Annotated in this window: 23 protein-coding genes and 1 tRNA gene; 7 read left to right on the forward strand and 17 right to left on the reverse strand. The window is 65.4% G+C overall.

Annotation, left to right across the window (positions count from 1 at the left end):
- Positions 1–124: 124 nt before the first annotated feature.
- From VME63_RS13545 to VME63_RS13565, 5 genes are all read right to left on the reverse strand, one after another.
- Positions 125–1,561, reverse strand: a complete 1,437-nt coding sequence (locus VME63_RS13545) for an NAD-dependent succinate-semialdehyde dehydrogenase (RefSeq protein WP_325433888.1) — start codon at positions 1,559–1,561, stop codon at positions 125–127.
- Positions 1,558–2,595: an aldo/keto reductase gene (locus VME63_RS13550; protein WP_325433889.1), complete on the reverse strand. Its 1,038-nt coding sequence runs from the start codon at positions 2,593–2,595 to the stop codon at positions 1,558–1,560. Before VME63_RS13550 ends, VME63_RS13545 begins: the two co-directional genes overlap by 4 nt.
- A 34-nt stretch (positions 2,596–2,629) precedes the next feature.
- A complete protein-coding gene (gene fae, locus VME63_RS13555) occupies positions 2,630–3,148 on the reverse strand; it encodes a formaldehyde-activating enzyme (RefSeq protein WP_325433890.1) in 519 nt (172 codons plus the stop codon).
- Positions 3,149–3,427: 279 nt separating this feature from the next.
- Positions 3,428–4,801 carry a HAMP domain-containing sensor histidine kinase gene (locus tag VME63_RS13560; protein ID WP_325433891.1) on the reverse strand — a complete coding sequence of 458 codons (1,374 nt, stop codon included), beginning with the start codon at positions 4,799–4,801 and terminating at the stop codon, positions 3,428–3,430.
- A complete protein-coding gene (locus tag VME63_RS13565; protein WP_325433892.1) occupies positions 4,798–5,493 on the reverse strand; it encodes a response regulator in 696 nt (231 codons plus the stop codon). Before VME63_RS13565 ends, VME63_RS13560 begins: the two co-directional genes overlap by 4 nt.
- Before the next feature lie 181 nt (positions 5,494–5,674).
- Here VME63_RS13565 and VME63_RS13570 point away from each other — a divergent pair, with 181 nt between their 5' ends.
- Positions 5,675–6,190 carry a Spy/CpxP family protein refolding chaperone gene (locus VME63_RS13570; RefSeq protein WP_325433893.1) on the forward strand — a complete coding sequence of 172 codons (516 nt, stop codon included), beginning with the start codon at positions 5,675–5,677 and terminating at the stop codon, positions 6,188–6,190.
- A gap of 117 nt (positions 6,191–6,307) precedes the next feature.
- Here the strand turns inward: VME63_RS13570 and VME63_RS13575 are convergent, their stop codons facing one another.
- Positions 6,308–6,844 carry a carboxymuconolactone decarboxylase family protein gene (locus VME63_RS13575; protein WP_325433894.1) on the reverse strand — a complete coding sequence of 179 codons (537 nt, stop codon included), beginning with the start codon at positions 6,842–6,844 and terminating at the stop codon, positions 6,308–6,310.
- Between the two features lie 141 nt (positions 6,845–6,985).
- Between VME63_RS13575 and VME63_RS13580 the strand changes: the two genes are divergently transcribed.
- The 3 genes from VME63_RS13580 (at position 6,986) to VME63_RS13590 (ending at position 10,462) form a co-directional block, all read left to right on the forward strand.
- Positions 6,986–7,927, forward strand: coding sequence for an AraC family transcriptional regulator (locus tag VME63_RS13580; RefSeq protein ID WP_325433895.1), 942 nt, complete (start codon positions 6,986–6,988; stop codon positions 7,925–7,927).
- A 64-nt stretch (positions 7,928–7,991) separates the two neighbouring features.
- A complete protein-coding gene (locus tag VME63_RS13585) occupies positions 7,992–9,575 on the forward strand; it encodes an inorganic phosphate transporter (RefSeq protein WP_325433896.1) in 1,584 nt (527 codons plus the stop codon).
- A 452-nt stretch (positions 9,576–10,027) separates the two neighbouring features.
- Positions 10,028–10,462: a BON domain-containing protein gene (locus VME63_RS13590; protein WP_325433897.1), complete on the forward strand. Its 435-nt coding sequence runs from the start codon at positions 10,028–10,030 to the stop codon at positions 10,460–10,462.
- Between the two features lie 70 nt (positions 10,463–10,532).
- On the opposite strand, the gene VME63_RS13595 is transcribed toward VME63_RS13590, so the two are convergent.
- The 6 genes from VME63_RS13595 to VME63_RS13620 all read right to left on the reverse strand — a co-directional run bounded on the left by VME63_RS13595 (position 10,533) and on the right by VME63_RS13620 (position 15,970).
- Positions 10,533–11,903: a tryptophan--tRNA ligase gene (locus VME63_RS13595; RefSeq protein ID WP_325433898.1), complete on the reverse strand. Its 1,371-nt coding sequence runs from the start codon at positions 11,901–11,903 to the stop codon at positions 10,533–10,535.
- 113 nt (positions 11,904–12,016) lie between these two features.
- Complete coding sequence (rocF, locus tag VME63_RS13600; protein WP_325433899.1) at positions 12,017–12,940, reverse strand: arginase; 924 nt, start codon at positions 12,938–12,940, stop codon at positions 12,017–12,019.
- Between the two features lie 172 nt (positions 12,941–13,112).
- Positions 13,113–13,188 (reverse strand) — tRNA-Thr (locus tag VME63_RS13605).
- Positions 13,189–13,359: 171 nt separating this feature from the next.
- Positions 13,360–14,085 carry an SPOR domain-containing protein gene (locus VME63_RS13610; RefSeq protein WP_325433900.1) on the reverse strand — a complete coding sequence of 242 codons (726 nt, stop codon included), beginning with the start codon at positions 14,083–14,085 and terminating at the stop codon, positions 13,360–13,362.
- A gap of 158 nt (positions 14,086–14,243) precedes the next feature.
- The gene (locus tag VME63_RS13615; RefSeq protein WP_325433901.1) at positions 14,244–15,002 is read right to left on the reverse strand and encodes a type III pantothenate kinase; all 759 of its coding nucleotides are present in this window, start codon (positions 15,000–15,002) and stop codon (positions 14,244–14,246) included.
- Positions 14,999–15,970 (reverse strand): biotin--[acetyl-CoA-carboxylase] ligase, encoded by a 972-nt coding sequence (locus VME63_RS13620; protein ID WP_325433902.1) that lies wholly within the window; start codon positions 15,968–15,970, stop codon positions 14,999–15,001. The genes VME63_RS13615 and VME63_RS13620 overlap by 4 nt, the downstream gene beginning before the upstream one ends.
- 205 nt (positions 15,971–16,175) lie before the next feature.
- Between VME63_RS13620 and VME63_RS13625 the strand changes: the two genes are divergently transcribed.
- Entirely contained in the window at positions 16,176–16,523 is a 348-nt protein-coding gene (locus VME63_RS13625) for a hypothetical protein (protein ID WP_325433903.1), read from the forward strand.
- A 57-nt stretch (positions 16,524–16,580) separates the two neighbouring features.
- Here the strand turns inward: VME63_RS13625 and VME63_RS13630 are convergent, their stop codons facing one another.
- The 4 genes from VME63_RS13630 to dusA all read right to left on the reverse strand — a co-directional run bounded on the left by VME63_RS13630 (position 16,581) and on the right by dusA (position 20,094).
- Positions 16,581–17,993, reverse strand: coding sequence for an ATP-binding protein (locus VME63_RS13630; protein ID WP_325433904.1), 1,413 nt, complete (start codon positions 17,991–17,993; stop codon positions 16,581–16,583).
- A complete protein-coding gene (locus tag VME63_RS13635; RefSeq protein WP_325433905.1) occupies positions 17,965–18,651 on the reverse strand; it encodes a response regulator transcription factor in 687 nt (228 codons plus the stop codon). The genes VME63_RS13630 and VME63_RS13635 overlap by 29 nt, the downstream gene beginning before the upstream one ends.
- Positions 18,651–18,929 (reverse strand): hypothetical protein, encoded by a 279-nt coding sequence (locus VME63_RS13640; protein ID WP_325433906.1) that lies wholly within the window; start codon positions 18,927–18,929, stop codon positions 18,651–18,653. The genes VME63_RS13635 and VME63_RS13640 overlap by 1 nt, the downstream gene beginning before the upstream one ends.
- Before the next feature lie 166 nt (positions 18,930–19,095).
- Positions 19,096–20,094, reverse strand: a complete 999-nt coding sequence (gene dusA / locus VME63_RS13645) for a tRNA dihydrouridine(20/20a) synthase DusA (protein WP_325433907.1) — start codon at positions 20,092–20,094, stop codon at positions 19,096–19,098.
- 373 nt (positions 20,095–20,467) lie between these two features.
- Here dusA and VME63_RS13650 point away from each other — a divergent pair, with 373 nt between their 5' ends.
- On the forward strand, positions 20,468–21,244 hold the full coding sequence (locus VME63_RS13650; protein ID WP_325433908.1) for a ferredoxin--NADP reductase: 777 nt from the start codon (positions 20,468–20,470) through the stop codon (positions 21,242–21,244).
- A gap of 24 nt (positions 21,245–21,268) precedes the next feature.
- Here the strand turns inward: VME63_RS13650 and VME63_RS13655 are convergent, their stop codons facing one another.
- Positions 21,269–21,844: an RIO1 family regulatory kinase/ATPase gene (locus tag VME63_RS13655; protein ID WP_325433927.1), complete on the reverse strand. Its 576-nt coding sequence runs from the start codon at positions 21,842–21,844 to the stop codon at positions 21,269–21,271.
- A 181-nt stretch (positions 21,845–22,025) separates the two neighbouring features.
- Between VME63_RS13655 and VME63_RS13660 the strand changes: the two genes are divergently transcribed.
- The gene (locus VME63_RS13660; RefSeq protein WP_325433928.1) at positions 22,026–22,508 is read left to right on the forward strand and encodes a DUF456 domain-containing protein; all 483 of its coding nucleotides are present in this window, start codon (positions 22,026–22,028) and stop codon (positions 22,506–22,508) included.
- Position 22,509 lies beyond the last annotated feature (1 nt).

Genomic DNA, 22,509 nt, shown 5'->3' on the forward strand with positions numbered 1-22,509 from the left:
CGCCTCCTGACACCCAGCGATGCCATGCGGGCGCCGTCGCTTTTGCGGACGACGCCGTTACCTGCTCCGAAAAAGGCCTGGATGGGGAGCGCGAAACTGCCCCATTTCGGATCAGCGCTGCTGATCAGACGAGGCCACCCATCATCAGGTACTTCAACTCGACGTACTCATCGAGCCCGTAGCGGGAACCTTCGCGGCCGAGGCCCGATTCCTTCACGCCGCCGAACGGCGCCACTTCGGTGGAGATGATCCCTTCGTTGACGCCGATCATGCCGCTCTCGATCGCTTCGGCCACGCGCCAGATACGCTGCATATCCCGCGTGTAGAAATACGCGGAAAGACCGTACGGCGTGCCATTGGCGGCGGCGATGACTTCCGCTTCGGTGTCGAAGCGAAAGCACGCGGCGACCGGGCCGAAGGTCTCGTCCTCGGCGATCAGCATGTCGTGGGTGGCATCGATCAGCACGGTCGGCTCGTAGAACGTGCCGCCCAACGCATGCGGCTTGCCGCCAAGCAGAACCTTCGCACCCTTGCCCACCGCATCGGCGACGTGGGCCTGCACCTTATCGAGCGCCGCCTGGTTGATCAGCGGCCCTTGCTCGACCTCGCCGGTCAAGCCGTTGCCGACGCGCAACCGGCCGACCGCTGCCGCAAGTGCACGGGTAAACGCCTCATAGACGCCGCTCTGCACGTAGAAGCGGTTGACGCACACGCAGGTTTGTCCGGTGTTGCGGAATTTCGACGCCATCGCGCCGCGCACGGCGGCATCGATGTCCGCATCGTCGAACACGATGAAAGGAGCGTTGCCACCCAGTTCCAGCGACATTTTCTTCAAGGTATTCGCACACTGGCCCGCCAGCAGCTTGCCGGTGCGGGTGGAACCGGTGAACGACAGCTTGCGCACGACCTCCGACTGCGTAAGCACTTTGCCGATGGCACGCGCATCGCCGGCCACCACGTTGAACACGCCGGCGGGAATGCCGGCCTGTTCGGCCAGTACCGCCAACGCCAACGCCGACAGCGGCGTATCTTCGGCGGGCTTGAGCACCATCGTGCAACCTGCGGCGAGCGCGGGCGCCGCCTTGCGCGTAATCATCGCCAAGGGGAAGTTCCACGGCGTGATCGCCGCGACGACGCCTACCGGCTCGCGCATCACCAGGATCTTGGAGCCGGGAAACGGACTGGGAACGACATCGCCATAGGCGCGCTTGGCTTCTTCGGCGAACCATTCCAGAAAGCTGGCCGCATACGCCACCTCGCCGCGCGCCTCGGCGATGGGCTTGCCCTGCTCGCGGGTGAGCAGTTCGGCCAGCGCGTCCATGTGTTGCAGCATCAACTCGCCCCAGCGGCGAACCTTGATGCTGCGCTCCTTCGCGGTCAGCGCGCGCCAGCCTGGAAACGCCCTTGCCGCCGCGTCCACGGCCAGCTGGGCCTCCGCTTCGCCGCCATGCGCGATCTCCACGATGATCGCGCCGGTGGCCGGATTGCGCACCGGGAAGAAGGTGGCGCTGCTCACCCATTGGCCATCGATGTAGTGCCCGTTGCGAATCAGGCCGTTCATGCCACCTTCCCCTTCGTGCCGGCAAAGACATCGCGGGCTGGACGTGGCTCGCGGGCGATGCGCTTGCCGGCGGTGTAATCGTTGATCAGGTCGCAGGGCGTGTAGTTGCGCTCCAGTTCGTAGCGCTCCTCGTCATCGAGCTTGGTGTCCAGCGCGGCCAGCGCGCTGTCGAACTGCGCCGGCGAATCGGCGCCGACCAGCATGCTGGCGACGCTGCCCTGGCCAAGCACCCAGGCCTGCGCAATCTGCGCGGCGCAGACGCCGCGCCTGGCCGCCACGCGCGCCGCGGAGGCGGCAATCTGCAGCGAGGCCTGGTCGCCGTACATCTGGGCGGTGAAGAAGTCGGTCTGGTTGCGGGTCGATTGCGCATCGCCGGTAAGCAGGCCGCGCGCGAGCGGGCTGAACACCGACACGCCAATGCCCTGGTCGTTGCAGTAAGGGATCATTTCGCGTTCTTCCTCGCGGTAGGCGAGGTTGTACTGCAGCTGCATGTTGATCGGCCTGGCCCAGCCGCGGCGCTCGCAGACCTGGATGATCTTGGCCAACTGCCAGGTGTTCATGGTGGAGACGCCGATGTAGCGCGCCTTGCCCGAACGCACGATATCGTTCAGCGCTTCCATCGTTTCCTCGACCGGCGTGTTGATGTCGAAGAAATGCAGCATGTAGATGTCGATGTAATCCATCGCCAGGCGGGTAAGCGAGCCGTCGATGCCATCCATCACGTGCTTGCGCGAATGACCGCCGGCATTGGGATGGGCGCCCATGTCGTAGCCGACCTTGGTCGTGACCACGATTTCATCGCGGCGGACCAGGCGCTTGAGGATGTTGCCCACCACTTCCTCGCCCACGCCGGTGGAATAGAAATCGGCCAGGTCGATGAAGTTGACGCCGGCATCCAGCGCATGGCGCACGATGGGCTCACTCTGCTCTTCGTCGAAGATCCAGGGTTTCCAGCGCGGCGTACCCATGTTCATCGTGCCCAGGCACAGGCGCGACACTTTCAGGCCGGATTGGCCCAGTCGAACGTATTCCATGGCTTCTGCTCCGGTTTCTTTCGCGTAGGACGGCTCACGCCTGCTTGGGCGTGTAGAAAGGGTTGGATACCTCGCGTGCGGCGGCGAACACTTCCTGGCGCGTGGGCAGGCCGAGCATGGCGGCGCGAATCGCGTTCTTGCAGGCGCGATAGTTGTTCGCAAAGACGGCGTCGAGATCGTCCGTGGCCGGGTTGACCCAGTTGGCGGATACCACCACCCAGTCGTTCTCCGCCTCCGGCGGCAGCACGCCTTCTTCCAGCGATTCGGCCACGGCCTTGGCGATGCCGGCCTGCGAGGCGCCCCAGGTCGCGTTGCCGTGGAAATCGCCGGCAATCTGCGCCTTGTTGACGTAAAGCGTGAGCGGTTTGGTCGGCACGCCCGGTCTGGCGATGATCACAAAGGGCGCGTGCCCCGCCGAGGGCGTGGCCAGGGCGGTGGCAAAAGCCTGCCCGGCGGGACCGTTGCGCGGGCCCACCAACACGTTGATGTGCGCCAGGTTGACGCCTGGCCCTTCAAAACCTTCGCCGATGTAGAGCTGCTTGTGCGTGTCCATCCGAGTTGCCGCCGTGTCGCAATGAGGTGATTGCGCATTTTGTGATTCATGCGGCAGACGAAAAAATCAGCCTTCCCTGATGCAGGCATGAGGAAAATTCCGCAGCACTCGTGGATCAACCCCTACACGACTTAGAACGTGTCGTTAGTGCGCGGCGACGTATCCGCAGCGTCCGAACCGGCGCGGCGAAGCGCCGCCTAGCGGTTAAGAAAAATACGATCAGCGATCCCTATGCGGCATGCCTCACCTGACGCGACGGCCGGCAAGGCAACGCGGATCTCAGCCTGCTTCGGCCGCCGGCAGTTGCAGGGTTACTTCCAGGCCGCCATCGTCACCGTTGCGCGCCACGACCGTGCCCTCGTGCACCTGCATCACGCGTTGCACGATCGCCAGCCCCAGTCCGTGCCCGGTCGCGTGCACGGCGTTGGTGCCGCGATAGAACGGCCGGAATACCAGCTCCAGTTCGTCGTCGGGCACGCCTGGCCCTTGATCGCGCACGCACACGCGCGCCTGGCCCTGGCGGCATTCGGCCGTGATTTCGACGCAGTGCCGGTCCGGACTGAACTTCACGGCGTTGGCGATGATGTTGTCCAGCGCGCGCTCCAGCAAGATGCCGCTGCCGCGCACCATCACCGGGCGCGCGCAGCTTAGGTGGAAGGCGATACCGCGCGCCTGCGCCTCGACCTGCGCCGCATCGACTCGTTCGCGCACCAGTTCGGCCAAGTCCACCGCATCGCGTTCCATGCCGGGCAACCCGCCTTCGAGCCGCGACAGCGCCAGCATTTCGGCGGTCATGCGATCCATGCGCGCGATTTCCTGTTCGGCGCGGCGGAAATGCGCGGAGGCTTTTTCCTTATCGGCGCTGTGTTGCGCCAGATCCAGAATCAGATGCAGGCGCGCCAGCGGCGAACGCAGCTCGTGCGACAGATCCTGCAGCACACCGCGCTCGTGCGTCACCAGCAGTTCGATGTGCTCGGCCATGGTGTTGAAATCGCGTGCAAGCTGTCCGAGTTCGTCGCGCGCATCGCTCCAGCGACTGTCCACGCGCGTGGCAAACTCTCCGGCGGCCATCTTGCGCGTTGCCCCGCGCATCGCCTCGACCGGACGCGACACGCTGCGCGCCACCCACCAGCCGATGCCGCCGACCAGCAACAACGACAAGCCCAGTTGCACACCCAGCAGAATCTTCTCGCGCATATGGCGCGGGATGCGCTGGCGCGAACTGCTTATGGCAACCAGCTGGCGCGCTTGGCCATCGGCGCCGGTGACCTGCTGCACAACGATGTAGACCCCCGGGAACGGCCGTATCTGCACGTTGCGGCCCGACGCCAGCCAACGCGGCAGCGCATCGCGCAGGCTCGACGGCAGTCGAATGTCGTGCAGCGCCTGGCCGTTCTCGTACAGCGTGGCGTCGATGCCCTCGCCACGTTGCTGCGCGATCCACGCATCGAGGCCGTCAGCGCCGTCGTTGTCATAGGCATCTTCGGCGCTCTGCGCAAGGGCGGTCCAATTGATGTCCTGTTCAGTGGAAAAGGCGATGAACTGAGTGGTCAGCCAGCTGCTGAGCACCAGCACCAGCAGATTGGCGATGCAGAAAAAAATCAGCAGCCGCCAGAACAGCGGACTGCGAAACGGGCTTTTGAACGAACTCATGCCGGCGCCCCGCCGCCGGTGAGCAGCACATAGCCGGCGCCGCGCACCGAATCGATGCGCGGCGACTGCGGCGATGCTTCCGCCAGCTTGTGCCGCAGCCGGCTCACGTGCACGTCGATGCTGCGGTCGAAGCGTTCCAGTTCGCGGCCAAGCGCGATGCGCGTGAGGGAGGTTTTGTCGATCACCTCGCCCGCGCGCTGCACCAGGATCAGCAACAAGGCAAACTCGGCACCGGTGAGATTGAGTTCCTGCTCGCCGGCATAAGCGCGCCGTTCGCCCGGCATCAGGCGCAGCACGCCGGCGCTGATCACGCCAACGGCTTCCACCGTGTGGCGCCGCAGCTGTGCGCGCACACGCGCCAGCAATTCGCGCGGCAGGCAGGGCTTGGACAGGTAATCGTCGGCGCCCAGCTCCAGGCCTACCACGCGGTCCACCGGTTCGCCGCGGCCGGACAACATGATCACCGGCAGGCGATGCTGCGCACGCAGTTCGCGCAAGGTATCCAGGCCGCTGCGGCCGGGCATCATCACGTCCAGTATCAACAAGTCCGGGCGCGTGGCGGCATCGCGCAGCAGCGCCAGTACGGCCTCGCCGTCGTGCGCCACGTCCACTTGCAGGCCTTCGCGGCGCAGGTATTCGGCCAGCAGGGCGCACAGTTCGCGATCGTCATCGCCAATCAGTATTCGGGACATGAAATTCGTATCGCATAGCGCGGCAAGACACGGCGCTTACTATCGCATTACGCGCCGCGATTGGCTGCCGCTGGCTTGCGCGACACTGACTTTACCCTTCTTTACATGGCCGCAAAGATCTTAAACACGCTCCTGGTTTCCAATAATCACAACACCCCCTCACTCAAGCAGGAGCTTCACTATGCGCAAGACAATGACCCTGTCGATCATCCTGGCTGCGGCCCTGGGCTGCTCCGCGCTGGCATTGGCCGGCCCCGGCGGACAGGATTTCGGCCCGGGCCCCGGCGGCTTCCACGGCCACGGCCATCACGGCGGCGCCGGCCTGCTGCTGAAGGGCGTCAACCTCACCGACGCCCAGAAGGCCTCGATCAAGCAGATCATGCAGCAGAGCTTCACCCAGCTTAAGCCGCAGTTCCAGGCGGTTCGTACACAGCGCGAGGCATTTGAAGCGCTGTCGCCGAGCTCTTCGGGCTACCAGGCCGCCGCTGCGAGCCTCGCCCAGGCCGAAGCCAACCTGACCAGCGCCCGCATCGTCGCCCGCGCCGCGGCTACCGCCCAGATCTACACCACCGTGCTGACTGCCTCCCAGCAGAGCCAGGTTGCCGCAAACAAGGCCGCCATGCAGGCGCGCAAGGCCGAGTGGCAGCAGTTCAAGGCTTCGCACGCGTCCTCGACCCCGACCACCTCGGGCCAGTAATTGCACCCACAACAAAAAGTATCCAGGTTAGTAGGATCTTAGCGGACGTTCTGACCCGGAATAACTTGGCGATCGCCGCTGCATCGGCGATCGCTTTTTTATGTCCGCCTGCAACGATTACGGAGCTTTGGGGAAATCCAGCACGGTGTCGTTCACGCGATTGAGCATGTTGGTGAACAGGATCGCGCTGATCGCATACAGGGCTTCTACGATCTGGCGGTCGCTGTAGCCTGCCTGCTTGACGTTTTGCAATACTTCGGCCGGAACCGGGCCGTTGCTCTTGAACACGTCCAGCGCAAATTTCACCAGCGCGTCGAGCTTGGCATCGGCGCTGAAACCGCCATCGCGCAGTTCGTGCAGTTCCTGGACGCCGAAGCCGGCCATCTTGCCCATCATGCTGTGCGCCGCCAGGCAGTAGTCGCAGCCGGACACTTCGCTGATGGCCAGGTTGATGGCTTCCTGCTCGCGGGCGCTGAGTTCGCCCTTCTTCAGCACGGCGCCGGTCTGCAGCACCTGGTTCAGTACCGCCGGAGCGTTGCTGCCCAGGGTAAGGTAGGAGTTGGGCACCCGGCCGATGGCGCGCTTGATGCCGGTGAACAACTGTTCGGTTTCGCCGGTGGCTTGGTCGATCTCAATGGTGTGAAGGCGGTTCATATCGGTTCTCCAGGAAAAGGGGGGTTGGGCGGTTGCGGCGACAGGCTGTGCCGTTCCCGTGGAGATATGTTAGGTTTGCGCCTTGCCACGATCTGCACATAAACGTCTCTATTTTTTGCTCAAACGTCTCACGCTGCCGCCATGGACAATCTGAGCCATCTGATCCGGGCCCTGGCCCCGTCTGGCGCCGTGGACCTGCATTGCCTGCTGGCGGGGATCTGGGTGGCGCCGCATCCCCAAGCGCCGCCGGGCCACGTGCCCTATCACGTGATCGTGGACGGCAAGCTGCGACTGCGTACCGCGCGCGGCGCGCAGATTTTCCAGGCCGGGGACGTGCTGGTGTTCCCGCACGGCACCGACCACCAACTCGAAAGCGTGCAGTTGGACGAAGGCGATGCCACGCCCGATGACGATAGCGAACGGCAGTTCAATGGCGCCGTCACGCGGATCGTCACGCGCGGCGAAGGCCCCGTGCTGGACATGCTCTGCGGCAAATTCATCATGGGCGAAACCGGCAGCTCGCTACTGCGCTCGCTGCCGGACGTGCTGCATATCCGCGTCGGCGACCGCACGCCGCTATTTGCGCTGATCCAGATCATGCGCAACGAAAGCGCCGACCCCAAACCCGGCAGCGCGGCGCTGATCGATGAACTATCCAGCGCGCTGTTCACGCTGTTGCTGCGCCGGCTGATGGCAGAAGAACAGCTCACCGGCACCGTGCTGGCGCTGTTGGCCGATCCACGCATGAGCCGCGCGGTGGAAGCGGTGCTGCTCGATCCTGCGCAAGCATGGACGGTGGGCACGCTGGCCGAACGCGCGCACGTCTCGCGCGCCACGTTCGCACGCCGCTTTGCGCAACGGGGTGGCCTGTCGCCGCTGGAATGGGTGACCAGCGTACGCATGGAACTGGCGGCACGGCTGCTGGTGCGCGAGGGACTGCCCGCCAACCAGGTCGCCGAACGCTGCGGCTACGCGTCGGAGGCCGCGTTCGGGCGCGTGTTCAAAAAACATTATCAAAGCGCCCCCGGCAGTTATCGCCGCGACAGATTGAAACGAATGGCCCACAACCTATCCGGCATCTGACTGTCACTGTTTTGTCTTGCCCAGTGCTTAGCTTCCCGAAGGCCGACCACCAAAGGGGCAAGCCATGCAGACGGAAGCCGCTGTAGCAACTGCCGCGTCGCCGAGTCAGGGTTCGGGGCGCATTTTCGGCATTATTTTCGGGTTGATCCTGCTAGTGGGTGCCGGATACGCGGGCCTCCATCTGGTGGACGATCTGTCCATCGTTCGTTCGCACTCCAGCACACCGTTCATCCTGCTCGGAGTGGCATTGCTGATTGCGCTGGGTTTTGAATTCGTCAACGGATTCCACGACACCGCCAATGCAGTGGCCACGGTGATCTACACGCATTCGCTGCCGGCCAACCTGGCCGTGATCTGGTCGGGCGCATTCAACTTCCTCGGCGTGCTGACGTCCTCGGGTGCGGTCGCCTTCACCGTCGTTTCGCTGCTGCCGGTGGAGTTGATTCTGCAGGTGGGCAGCGGCGCGGGCTTCGCAATGGTGTTCTCGCTGTTGCTGGCGGCGATCCTGTGGAATCTGGGCACCTGGTATTTCGGCCTGCCTAATTCGTCCTCGCACACGCTGATCGGCTCGATCATCGGCGTGGGCCTGGCCAACCAGCTCACCGCGGTAAAGACCGGTACCAGCGGCGTGGACTGGAACGCGGCCATCGGCGTGTTCAAGGGCCTGGTGTTCTCGCCCATCGCCGGCTTCATTCTCGCGGGTCTGTTGATGCTGATCCTCAAATCGGCGGTGAAGATTCCAGCGCTTTATCGCGCCCCGGAAGGCAACAAGCCGCCGCCGTGGCCGATCCGCGCACTGCTGGTGCTCACCTGCACGGGCGTGAGCTTCAGCCATGGCTCCAACGACGGCCAGAAGGGCATGGGCCTGATCATGCTGATCCTGATCGGCACCGTCCCCACCGCCTATGCCTTGAATGGCGCGGTGTCCGGCGGCCAGGTGCAAACCTTCCACCAGGTGTCGGTGCAAGTGCAGCAGGTGATCAACACCTTCGATCACGGCACGCCCTTTACCGGCGATCCGCGCGAAGCCGTCACCCGGTCCATACAGCAGCACGCGATGCAACCGGATACCGCGCCGGCGCTGTCGCAGTTGATCGGCAAGATCGATCAACAAGTGGGGAGCCGTTCCTCCCTGCGCGCCGTGCCGCAGGAACAGATGGGCAACGTGCGCAATGACATCTACCTCGCCAACGCGGCGATTCCGCTGGTGCTGGCGCAGCCCGGCCTGACCCCGGACCAGACCAAGATGCTGACCACCTGGCGCGGCCTGGGCCTTAAGGCCACGCAGTTCATTCCGCCGTGGGTGAAAGTTGCCGTGGCGCTGGCGTTGGGGTTAGGCACCATGGTCGGCTGGAAGCGCATCGTGGTGACGGTCGGCGAAAAAATCGGCAAGGAGCACCTCACCTATGCGCAGGGCGCATCGGCCGAATTGATCGCGATGGGCTTGATCCAGGCCGCCGACATGTATCACCTGCCGGTCAGCACCACGCATGTGCTCACCTCCGGCGTCGCCGGCACCATGGCTGCGAACGGCTCGGGCTTGCAGTGGTCGACAGTGCGTAATCTGTTGATGGCCTGGGTACTCACCCTGCCCGCATCGATCCTGCTGGCGGGCGGACTGTTCGTGATCCTCAAGCACATGTTCTGACTGCACCGGAATCGCGCAGGCGCGGCGCAAGGCCGTGCCTGCCGGATCGGCGGATTTTCGCAGTGAGCGCGGTTGCGTGGGCAGTGGCGCGCCGTAAAGCGGTCATCCTTGACCATGAAACTTCCTGAGATGATCGTTAGCGGCGTCTAGCGCGCATGCCGCCTGGCCGGGCACGCCCAGTCAAACAGACCATGGTGTCACGCTGATGACGTTGCTTGATGCGCGCGAGGTACGCGCCATGTAAACGATCACATGTCCCTGCACGCAACGAATGCGCAACAACGCGTTCGCAAGCCCGTTACGTCGCTGAACGAACGACATGGCGCACGCCATTTTGCAACATCGTTTTTACGTACGGCTTGGTGCCATGTGCGCGTGCATCCTCGGCGATGCGCCTGCTGCGTGAGGTTTTGCATGTTTGCGCGCAGCTTCACAAGTCCAAGGAGATTGCCATGCGTACGTTGACCCTTCTGCGCAAATCCATTGCCGCCGCCGGCGCGGCGACGGTGTTTGCGGCCCTTCCACTATCCCCGGCGATGGCACAGCAAGGTACGCCGCAGTCGCCGGCAGCCACGCAACAGCAAGCACCTCCCAGCATGTCGTCCCAAAGCGCTTCGTCGAGCAACGAAACCGTACCGGGCAAGGCAAACGACACCTGGATCACGACCAAGGTGAAGTCGAAATTCGCGGCCGCCAAAGGTATCAAGGCCGCGGATATTTCGGTCAGCACGACCGATGGCGCGGTGACGCTCACCGGTACGGCAACCTCCACCAAGGAGAAGAATCACGCGATTCATCTTGCCAAGCAGGTCAAGGGCGTGAAAAGCGTGGATGCGACGGGCCTGAACGTCACCAGCTCGCCGTCGCCGGGCGCGCCCCAGCCATAACACATGACCTTCCGGGGCGAGGCTGGGCCGGATGCGTTAGCGGGTATCCGGCCCAGCGAGGTGCGAGGGCTTATTCGCCTTGCTGCGCCGCGAGCAAGTCCAGCGCCTGGCGTAGATACGCAAGTGCTTCGTCGCGGGCAGGGGCATCGACGTAATCGGGCGTATTGGCCACCGGTTCGCCGTCCAGTTCCAGCACCAGCGAGAGCGGCAGGCTGTGCAAGGTCACGGCGCTGCCGCCGATCGTCTTCAACTGCTTTTGCACCGCGCCGGCCGCCTTGGGGTCCTTGAACGACTTGGACAACAGCAGCTCCTCGCCCTCCGAGGAGAACAGGCGGAAACGGAAACTGCCGTCGGTATCGCGAAAGCTGGCGAAACGCGGCGACTTGACCGACTTCGAAGCCAGCCTGCCGTTACCCGCATGCATCGTCACCGACGACATGGCGCGCAAGCCGATCGCATCGCGCAACTGGGCGATCTTGGGGCCGGCGATCGCACGCGCCTTGCGGGCGCCTTCGCGCAGGATTTCCTCGATCGCCGCGGGCCGCGCGATCAGATTCTCGTAACGCTCGCGCATCGGCGCGACATCCGCTTCGATACGTTCGAACAGCACCTGCTTGGCCTCGCCCCAGCCAATGCCCTCTTCTAGCGCACGGCCGAACGCGGCGCTTTCGGCCTCGCTCGCAAACGCGCGGAAAATGGTGAACAGCGAGGAGCTTTCCGGATCCTTCGGCTCGCCCGGCATGCGCGAGTCGGTGACGATGCGCATGATGGTTTCGCGCAACTGCTTGGCACCGCCGGCGAACAACGGGATGGTGTTGTCGTAGCTCTTGGACATCTTGCGGCCATCCAGGCCAGGCAGCGTCGCCACCTGTTCTTCGATCAGCGCTTCGGGCAGCACGAAGAATTCCTGGCGATACAGATGATTGAAACGCTGCGCGATGTCGCGCGCCATTTCAATGTGCTGGATCTGGTCGCGCCCCACCGGTACCTGCTGCGCGTTGAACGCGAGAATGTCGGCCGCCATCAGCACCGGATACATGTACAGGCCGGCGGTAATGCCCGCATCCGCGTCCTCGCCTGTCTCGGCGTTCTTATCCACCGCCGCCTTGTACGCATGCGCGCGGTTGAGCAAACCCTTGGCGGTGACGCAGGTGAGAAACCAGGTCAGTTCCGGAATCTCCGGAATATCCGACTGCCGATAGAACGTGACCTTGTTCGGATCGAGCCCCGCCGCCAGCCAGGTGGCGGCAATTTCCAGGCGCGAACGTTCGATGCGCGCCGCATCGTCGCTCTTGATCAGCGCGTGGTAGTCGGCCATGAAGAAAAACGCATCCACCTCCGGGCGCCGGCTCGCGGCAATGGCCGGACGGATGGCGCCGACGTAGTTGCCAAGATGCGGCGTGCCGGTGGTGGTGATGCCTGTAAGAACGCGAGTGTGCATGGGACGTTATCGACTCGTGCGAATGGCGATGCCTCTACCGCGCGCCTTGGCGCGGGGCGGCCCGGCCCAGTGTACGGGCAAAAGGATCGGCAAGTGGATCGGCCGGTGCGGGCTCAATCGTGCCCGCGCATCAGGGTGGATTTGCCAAACAGCGATTCGACCAGCTCCACCGCCAGCTTCGCGGTCTGGTTGCGCTTGTCGTAGGCCGGGTTCAATTCGACGATATCCAGCGAGCCCAGGCGCCCGGTGTCGGCGATCATCTCCATGCATAGCTGCGCTTCGCGATACGTGGGCCCGCCGCGCACCGTGGTACCGACGCCGGGGGCGATGGACGGATCGAGGAAATCGACGTCGAAACTCACGTGCAGATGGGTGTCGGCATCGACGCCTTCGAGCGCCTCTTCCATCGTGCGCTTCATGCCTACTTCGTCGATATGGCGCATGTCGTAGATGTCCATATTCGCTTCGCGCACCAGACGCTTCTCGCCTTCGTCAACCGAGCGGATGCCGATCTGGCGATAGACCTCGGGCGCGGTGGCGGGCACCGTGTCGCCGATCTGGACCAGTTCGCGCGGACCGTTGCCGCACAGGCACGCCACCGGCATGCCGTGGATGTTGCCCGACGGCGTCACCTGCGAGGTGTTGAAGTCGGCATGCGCGTCCAGCCATAGCACGCGCAACTTGCGCCCCTGCTCGCGGCAATGGCGCGCCACCGCGCTGATCGACCCGATCGCCAGGCAGTGATCACCGCCCAGCATGATCGGCAGGCGGCCGGCTTGCAGCTCGTGATGAATCGCACCGTGCACCGCGGTATTCCATGCGATGACTTCGGGTAGATGCCGATAGCCCTGCTCCGGCGGCTGCCACGGATTCATCGGACCGTGCAGATTGCCCCGATCCACCACCTCCAGCCCGCGCCGGCGCAGCTTTTCGCCGAGCTGGGCGACACGCAGGGCCTCGGGCCCCATCGACGCACCGCGATGTCCGGCGCCGATATCGGTCGGCACGCCCACCAGTGCGATCACCTGCTTACCCATACACCACGTATCCCGCGAAGCCTTGTAGAAGTATTCAAGTGTAGCCGCTTGGGCCGGTGGCAGGCGTTATGCCGTGGCGGCAAGGCTGGGGCCGGGCGCCGCCCGATGCGGCGTTTTCGCTGGATGGGCGGCCTGTGCCCGGCATCGCGGGGCGCCGCAGCGAACACAAAGATGGTGCCGACACCCGGATTCGAACTGGGGACCTACCGCTTACAAGGCGGTTGCTCTACCAACTGAGCTATGCCGGCATGGCCGATTAGTTTATGCGATCCGGCAAGCGATGTCCGCCCCCGTCAGCTCGGGCAGGCGACGCTGACACCGCCGCCCGTTGCCTCGTTCGCCAATCTGTTATCCAAGCTAATGACAGAGCCGGCCACAAACCATTGAACAACCCGCCAGGTGGATCGGATTGCGCCGGCTCAAAAGCAGCCTGTGCTATGCGATCCGATGGCCGGATCGCGGATCTTGCTGCGCCAGTCGAAATGGCCGCTGTCGATGGGAATCAGGTCGAGCCAGTATTCGGGCACGGTTTCGGTGCGTTCGCTCATCTGCACCGGGAAGCCGGCGGCCTGGATCTGGTCGCGGCGCTTGCGTGCGTTGGCGGGGTCTTTGAACAGGCCCAGCGACACGGTGTTCTGGTCGTCGCCCGAACCGACTACGAAGTAATCCTGGATGTTGTGCGCGGCGAGTGCGCGCGCCTGCGCCAGCGCGGCGCCATGGCTGGGACTGGGCGGCAGATGCACCCACCATCCGCGGCTTTGCGTGGTCTGTTCCTGCCGCGCGCGTGCGCGCTGCACCTGCGCGCTGAGCGCGTTGCGCGCAATGCGCAGATCTTCCTGCGTGGCGAACGGCCCCAGCGCCATGCATGCATAGCTCAGTGCATTGGTGGATGCGGGCGTCGAAGCGGCGCTCGCGGAAAGCGGCGATGCCGGTACGGGCGACGATGACGGCGCGGCCGGCGGCGTCACCGACGCCGCGCGCGCCACCGTGGCCGACGATGGCGGCAATTCGGACAGCAGACGCAGTTTCGGCACGCCGGGATCGGTGACGAACTGCCGGTGCACTTCGTCCTGGCCCAACAACAGCCATGCGCCCACGGCAATGTTGAGGGCGATCAGCAGCACGAATAGCAGGCGCAGGAGCATTCGACCATTCACCAACGGAAGATGACCGGATTCTAGGGCCTGTTTACCTTCTTGGCGTGGCCCGCGCCGGGAGCTGTTTGCGCGCCAGCCAAGAAAGCGCGAAGGAGTGCACGTCTGTACACGATGGAGCCATGACGACGGATGGCATGCAAAAGCGCCTAGGGCGCGGTGGCCGCCGGATGTGCGTCGGCCCACACAAGCAACCCGCGCAGGACGCTGTCGGCGGCAAGCTCGCCCGGCACCGTCAGCAGCGGCAGCAGTAGATCGGCATCGCCGCCGTCCAGTAACAGGCGCACGGCGGTTTTCGATGACTGCTCGGCGATGCGCCGGGCGAAACGCTCCACCAGCGCCGCGGCCGCCAGCCAGCAGCCGGAAGCCACGGCATCGGCGGTGTTGTCGGCGATGTCGCGGATCGCGCCCGCCTGCGCCGGCCGCACGCGCGCGGTCGCGCCCAGCAAGGATTGCTGCATCAGCAAGGGACCGGGTGCGATCAATCCGCCCAGATGCGTGCCGTCGGCACCGAGTGCATCGAGGGTCAGCGCAGTGCCGATGCCTGCCAGCACACACGGCGCGTGTCCGGCCGCATGTGCGGCAACCATCGCCAGGAAGCGGTCCACGCCCAACCGCTGCGGCTCGGCGTAGGCGTTACGCACGCCGCAGGCTTCGGCGGGCGTCCGCACCCAGGTGACGTCGCGCGCGAACGTCCCGGCGACGATTTTTTCCACGTCCGCCTCGCGCGCGGCATCCACCACCGATGCACCGACGACGCGCGCCGGTCGTGGCATGTCTCGCCATGCGCTTGCCAGGGCCGTCGGCACATCGTCATTCCATGCCAGCGCGCCGCGCGCGGACCAGCCGTTTGCGCTGGCGAGGGCCCACTTTAAGCGCGTATTGCCCAGATCGAGCAGCAGCCTCATGCGCGACGCACCGTGACGTCCGCGCTGTCGATGCGATGCAGACCCGCCGGAGTTTGCAACTGCAGCGCGCCGCGCGCATCGATGCCGGCGCCGACGCCATCGAGGTCGCCGCTCGCGCCGCTGACGCGCAGCGGAATGCCGCGCAAGGCATCATGCTCGGCGTATTCGTCGACGAAGGCGGCGAAGCCTTCGCGCTCGAACTGGTCCAGCCCCTCGACCAGGCTAGTAACCAGGGCGGCCACCGCGCGGTTTCGGTCTGGCGGCACGCCGTGGGCAAGATCGGCCAGGTCGCTTACCGGCTGGCCGGCCTGCTCGCGCAACGCGGGGGTCAGGCGCAGATTGAGTCCGATGCCGATCACTGCCGCGCACGGCCCCTGATACTCGCCGCTGAGTTCGACCAGGATGCCGGCCAGTTTGCCGCTTTGGGCCAGCACGTCGTTGGGCCATTTCAGGCGCGCGCCGGCGATGCCCAGGGCGTGCAGCGCGCGCAGCACGATCACGCCGGTCGCCAGCGACAAGCCCGACAGGGACGCGAAACCGGCCTCGAACCGCTTCAGGCACGACAGATAGATATTCAGCCCCGGCGGCGACAACCAGCTGCGTCCGCGCCGGCCGCGCCCGGCTGTCTGGGTTTCGGCCAGCACGACGCTGAAATCCGGCGCCGCGATGCCCCGCCGTTGCAACGCGCTGGAGGTGGAATCGAGTTCCCAGTGCACCTCCAGCACGCCCAGGCGGCGAGCGACGGCTGCCGGCAAATCGGCCCGGATGGCCGATTCGTCCAGCATGTGGATCGGCCAGGGCAGCCGGTAGCCGGCCGCGCCGGCCGATTCAATCGGCACGCCACGGTGGCGCAGCGCCTGGATCTGCTTCCAGACCGCGGCGCGCGTGACGCCGGTGTCGGCGGCAAGACGGGAGCCCGAGAGCGGCTCCCCGGTGGCCAGGGCGGCCAGAAGTTGGTGCGGCTGCATGGGTCTCAGTCTTCCTGGAGACGTTCGACCCGATGCGGGTGCGCAAGGGAATGGGAAGCAAAACATGACATCGAGCCATTCTATGGCCTGTTTACCCTGTTGGCGTAGCCCGCGCCGCAAAGTCGCCGGGGCCTGGCACTGGCATCGGAGGGGCCTTTCTGGGACTATCCAGGCGATAGGCTCACCGCCTTAGGGGCTAATCGCCATGCGTGCCATTCCACTGATGCTTGCTAGCGTGCTGATGTTGGGCACCTGCGCCAATGTGTCGGCGACGGGTACCTCGACCACGGGCAATACCTCCGGCTGCAACTGCAACAACCCGTCGGGCGAGCATGCCGCCAGCCACGAATCGGCCGCCACCGGCGGCGATGCGCTCAACCTTCCGCGCGCGAGCGGCAGCACCCGTTCGGACAACAGCACCAGCCACGCCGGCAGCACTACCGGCAGCGACGAAAGCGCCACGCACCTGGGCGGCGGCGATGCCGCAACGTCCGGTTCCGCACACAGTTCGGGCCTGGGCTGGCAGTCGCTGCTGCCCGGCTCCATCCAGTAAAGCGCGCGGCGCTTCCCTTGCACACCTAAGCGGATCGCCGTCCGCGCCTTGCCGCGCTCAGTCGGGCGGCAATTGCACGCTGAAGCGCGCGCCGCCCAATTCCGGTGAACGGTCCACGGTCAGTTCGCCGTTATAGGCGCGCACGATGTCCTGCACGATGGACAGGCCGATGCCATGGCCCTGCACGCGCTCATCGCCACGCACGCCGCGCTGCAGGACTTTCTCGATCTTGTCCTCGTCGATGCCGGGGCCGTCGTCTTCCACGCTGAGCAGCATGCCCGAGCGCTGCTGACGCCCGGATTGCGGCTGCGTCTTGACCACCAGCAGCACGTGGTGGCTGGCCCATTTGAACGCGTTCTCCAGCAGGTTGCCCATCAGTTCGAGCAAGTCGCCCTGCTCACCGTAGAAGGCCGCACCGTCGTCGATGTCGAATTCGCACAGCACGTTCTTGGCGGCGTAGACCTTTTCCAGGCTTTGCACCAGATCTTCGGCGTGTCCGGCGATCGGTACCGCGCTGGCGAAGGTCTGCCGTCCGCCGGTGGCCGCGCGCGCGAGCTGGTAGGCTACCAGTTCGTCCATGCGGCGCACTTGATCGAGCGCGGGCATGCGCGCGGCGGCGGGTATCTCGCTGGCCGATTCCAGTTGCGAACGCATCACCGCCAGCGGTGTCTTCAAGCTGTGCGCCAGGTCCGCCAGCGTGTTGCGATAGCGCGTGCGCTGTTCGCGTTCGCTGTCGATGAAGGCGTTGATGCGCTCGGTGAGGCCGGTCAGTTCCAGCGGATACTGGCTGTCCAGGTGATCGCTGTCGCCGCGCTCCACGCGCGTCATGTCGTTGGCCACCCTGCGCAGCGGCGTAAGGCTCCAGCGCAGCAGCAGCAGCTGCAGCACGATCAGCATGACGCCGAGCGTAGCCAGCCAGCCCACCAGGCTGCGCCGGTACACCTCATTGTTGCCGACCAGCTCTTCTTCGGTCTGCGCGACGGTGAAGGTCAGGCGCACGGGCGGGCGGTCGGCCATGTCCAGCGCCACGCCGAAGCTGTAGTAGTAAAGCCGCCCAAGTTCGGTATCGACCGGCCCGACGAATTGCTGCTGCCCCGGATCGAGGCGATGCAGGAAGCTGAAATCCCGCCCCAGCGCGGAGGAGGATTCCCAGTGGAACCCGTTTTCGCCCAGCACCACCGCGTACAGGCCCGAGCCGGGCCGCGAGAACATCGGGTCGGGCGGCGAATCGGGCAACAGGGGCGTGCCGTCGCGCCGCGGATCGGTGCCGGCGATATAGGTTATGACGTAATCGTGCAGCCGGTCCTGCAGCTTGTTGAGCTCGCTGGCCGAATAAGTGCGCGACAGCGTCCAGCCGATGGCGCCGAGAAAGGCCGCCAGTACCAGGCCGGTGGCCAGGGCCGCGCGCGCCGCCCGGGAAAACGGGCGGCGCGCGGCTGCATCATTCGTCTTCGCTTCGAGGGATGGCAAAGCGATACCCGCGTCCACGCACCGTTTCGATGGGCTTCATCGTACCCTCCGAATCGAGCTTCCTGCGCAAGCGGCCGATGAAAACCTCCAGTACGTTCGAATCGCGGTCGAAGTCCTGCTGGTAGATGTGCTCGGTGAGGTCCGCCTTGGACACCAGCTCGCCGGCATGCAGCATCAGGTATTCGAGCACCTTGTATTCGTAGCTGGTGAGGTCCACCGCCTTGCCGTCCACCGACACCGTCTGCGCGGTGGTGTCCAGCTTGATCGGGCCGCAGGCCAGCACCGGCTTGGACCAGCCACTCGCGCGCCGTACCAGCGCGTTGATGCGGGCGAGCAGCTCCTCGACGTGGAAAGGCTTGACCAGGTAGTCGTCGGCGCCGTGCTTCAAGCCTTCGACCTTGTCCTGCCAGCTGCCGCGCGCCGTGAGGATCAGGATGGGATAACGCTGGCCGGCCTCGCGCAGCGCCTTGACCAGATCCATGCCCGACATCTTGGGCAGGCCAAGGTCGATGATGGCCAGATCGAATGGCACCTCACGACCCAGGTAGATACCTTCTTCGCCATCCTGGGCCGTATCCACCGCAAACCCGTCGCGCTTCAGGCGCGCCGCGAGTGTCTCTCGCAGCGGCGCTTCGTCTTCGACCAGGAGGATGCGCATCAGTGTTTCTCCTTCTTGTTGCTTCCGCCATTGGGGAACTTCTTGTTGGAGGGCTGTGCCGCAGCGGGCGCGCGCCCGGGCTCGGCAGGCACGGCAAGCACGCGCACATGGCCTTCGGGCGTTAGTACCTTGATGCGGTACTCCACCCTGCGTCCGATGTGGCGCGGCTCGGCCGAAAGCACTTTGCCGCCTTCACGTTGCTGCACTTGCTGTACTGCTTGCTCAAGGCTCAGGCCGGACGGGGGCGCCGAAGACTGAGCATGGGCCACACCGGCCATGAGCACGCCCGCGGCGACCGTCCATGCTAGTAACTTAGAACCCATAATCCCATGATGAATGCCGGCCGACCCCGGCCGAAGCGACATACTGCGCAACCGGGGCTGAATACTGCCCGGACGGCCGTTACAGCCTGGGGATCTAAGCACATCCATAGCATCAAAAGCCCTAAGCCGCCGCCATCGCGGGGGCCAGGGCCTGCTCGATCAACGCCCAGCCCGCGCCGGCCAGGTGCGCACCCTCGCTCAGGGCGCGACGGAAGCCACGCGCACCGGGCTGCCCTTGGTACAGGCCCAGCAGGTGCCGGGTGATGTGCTTGAGCGCGGTGCCGCGCGCCAGCTCGGCCTCGATGTAGGGCCGCATATGGTGCAGGACGCTTTCGCGCGAGGGCATCGGCACGCCATGCAGCGCCGCTTCGACCCGCGCAAGCACGTAAGGATCATGGTACGCCGCGCGCCCCAGCATCACCCCATCGACGTGATCCAGATGCTCGCGCACCGCATCGACCGTGGTGATGCCGCCGTTGATCGCCACGAGCAGCTGCGGAAACTCGCGCTTGAGCCGGTAGACGCGCTGATAGTCGAGCGGCGGAATCTCGCGATTCTCCTTCGGCGACAGGCCCTGCAGCCACGCCTTGCGCGCATGCACGATCAACACTTCCACACCCGCCGCCAGCATGGTCTGGGTGAAATACTGCAGGTCGGCGTATTCGTCCTGGTCGTCCACCCCGATGCGGCACTTCACCGTCACCGGCACCGCGACCGCGTCGCGCATCGCCTTCACGCAATCGCCTACCAGCAGGGGCTCGCGCATCAGGCACGCGCCGAAGCGACCCGATTGCACGCGGTCGGATGGACAGCCCACGTTGAGATTGATCTCGTCATAACCGGCCTGCGCGCCCAACCGCGCCGCCTGGGCCAGCTCGCGCGGATCGCTGCCGCCCAGTTGCAACGCCACGGGATGTTCCTGCTGGCTGTGCTCGAGCAGACGCAACTGCTTGCCCCGCACCAGCGCGGCGCTGGTCACCATTTCGGTGTACAGCAGCGCGTGCGGCGAAAGCAGGCGATGGAAATAACGGCAATGGCGATCGGTCCAGTCCATCATCGGTGCGACGGACAGGCGCCAGGGCGAGCCGGGGGAGGCCAATGGGGAAGTTACCAGTGTCATGCCCGGCCATTGTCGCGGATTGGCGGGCGCAGCGAAACGCTTGCCCGGCACCGCCGCCCAGGCCAGGCAGCAGGCCTAGGGCAAAGCATCGGCCGATGACGCACCCGCCACGGGCATAGGCGGCGCCCTCCACTTGATGAAGCGGCCGCCAGTCCATACATGCCCCCAAGCCGCACCGCCCGGCATGCCGCCCCGCATCGACCGACCGTCGTCAAGGGCCGATACGGGCGTGCGTGGCGCCGATCGCGTAAAATGCGCGGGCGGCCACGATCCCCAAGCAGCTCAGCCAGGCATGCGGCAACCGCGAGCCCTCGCCAATCCCGCTCAAGCCGTGGCCCGCTCCCCCCCTTTTGCAACCCGAGAAAACCTCACCATGGTGGCTTTGGCGACCGAACAAGTTATCGACGTGCATCACTGGAACGAAAGCCTTTTCAGTTTCCGTACCACGCGCGATCCGGGCTTTCGCTTCGACAGCGGACAGTTCGTGATGATCGGCCTGGAAGTGGACGGCCGTCCGCTGATGCGTGCCTATTCCATTGCCAGCGCGGCGTGGGAAGAGCACCTGGAATTTTTCTCGATCAAGGTGGAAAACGGCCCGCTCACTTCGCGCCTGCAGCACCTCAAGCCCGGCGACAGCCTTAACGTGAGCCGCAAGCCCACCGGCACGCTGGTGCTGACCGATTTAAAGCCCGGCAAGCATCTTTACCTGCTCGGCACCGGCACGGGGCTGGCGCCTTTCATGAGCATCATCCGCGATCCGGAAACCTACGAGCGCTACGAAAAAATCGTGCTGGCGCACGGCGTGCGCAACATCAGCGACCTGGCGTATTCGCACTACCTGCAACACGAACTGCCCCAGCACGACTATCTGGGCGAGCTGGTGCGCGAAAAGCTGATCTACTACCCCACGGTGACGCGCGAGGCGTTCCGCAACCGCGGCCGCATCACCGACAACATCGTCGACGGCGCGATGAGCCAGGCCATCGGCCTGTCGCAGCTCAACCCGGACACCGATCGCCTGATGCTATGCGGCAGCCCCGCGATGCTCGACGACCTCTGCGCACTGCTCGATGCACGCGGCTTCCAGGCCTCGCCACGCACGCGCGAGCCGGGCGACTACGTGATCGAGCGCGCCTTCGTCGAAAAGTAAGGCACCAGGGCGGCGCGCGATCGCTCAACTGCGCACGCGCCCCTTGCCTTCGTTGTCCCAGTAACCGAACACGCGCCGCGCGATCAGCTTGTAAAGCCGCTTGCCCGTCGCGCGCCACAGGCGCGAATGCCACGCCGGCGTTTTCAGCATCGCATGCTGGCGCCGGCTCAGCGCGTGATCGCAATACGTGCGCTTGTGCTTGAGCAGATGCCGCACGTCCTCGCGCGCCAGCAGGCGGAACAGCCGGCCGCGACGGCCGCGCGTGTAGGCGATCTGGAAATCCACCAGCGCGGGACATCCATCCTCGCGCACCAGCCAGTTCGGCTCCTTGGCCAGGTCGTTGTGCACCACGCCATGGCGATGCAATTGCGCGAGCAGCCGCAATGCCTGGCGGTAATAGGCACGATCGCGCGGCTGCGCCTGCTGCATCGGCTGGCCGGCGATATAGCTGCGCAGCAGTTCCCTGCCGTTCCAGCCGAGCAGGCGCGGCACGCCATCGACGCCGTCGAGTTTGGCCAGCGCCCGCGCTTCGCGCGCGGCGGCGCGGTGCGCGAAGGCGCGCGCCCACCAACGCGCGGCGAGAATGTCGCGGCGGATCATCCGCACGCCGTTACGCTCGACGATTTCGATGCGGCCCAGTTCGTCGGCCTTGAGCAAGGTGGGTTCGAGATTGGACACAAGGCTACCGATGGATGAAACGCGCGCGACTTGCCGGACGCGGCGCGAGGACGGACTATTGTGGCCGATCCGCGGCGAGGCCGCTGCGTTCAAGGATGGTCCTCTGGATATCGCGTTCTACATTCTGGGCGGCGTGCTGATCGTGGGAGGACTGATCGGTGCGGTACTGCCCACCTTGCCGGGCATCCCGATGATCTTCGGCGGCATCTGGCTGATCGCCGCCGTGGACGGCTACCGTCACCTGGGCACCGGCTGGCTGATCGCCCTGGGGCTGCTGGCCGCGTTCGGCGTGCTGGTGGATTTCATCGCCACCTCCCTTGGCGCCAAACGCCTGGGCGCGAGCCGGCAAGCGGTCTGGGGCGCTTCGCTGGGAACCCTGGTCGGCCTGTTCTTCGGCCTGCCGGGGTTGATCCTCGGCCCCTTCGTCGGCGCGCTGATCGGCGAGTTCGCCTCCAGCCGAAGCGTGCTGCGCTCGGCCCACGTCGGCCTGGGCACGTGGCTGGGGCTGCTGTTGGCCACGCTACTGAAGCTGGTGATTTCGCTGGTCATGGTGGGGCTGTTCGGCTTCCTCATGCTGTGGGGCTGAC

The organism is Dyella sp., from assembly GCF_035503745.1.
In the GTDB taxonomy this organism is placed as follows: Bacteria; Pseudomonadota; Gammaproteobacteria; order Xanthomonadales; family Rhodanobacteraceae; genus Dyella_B.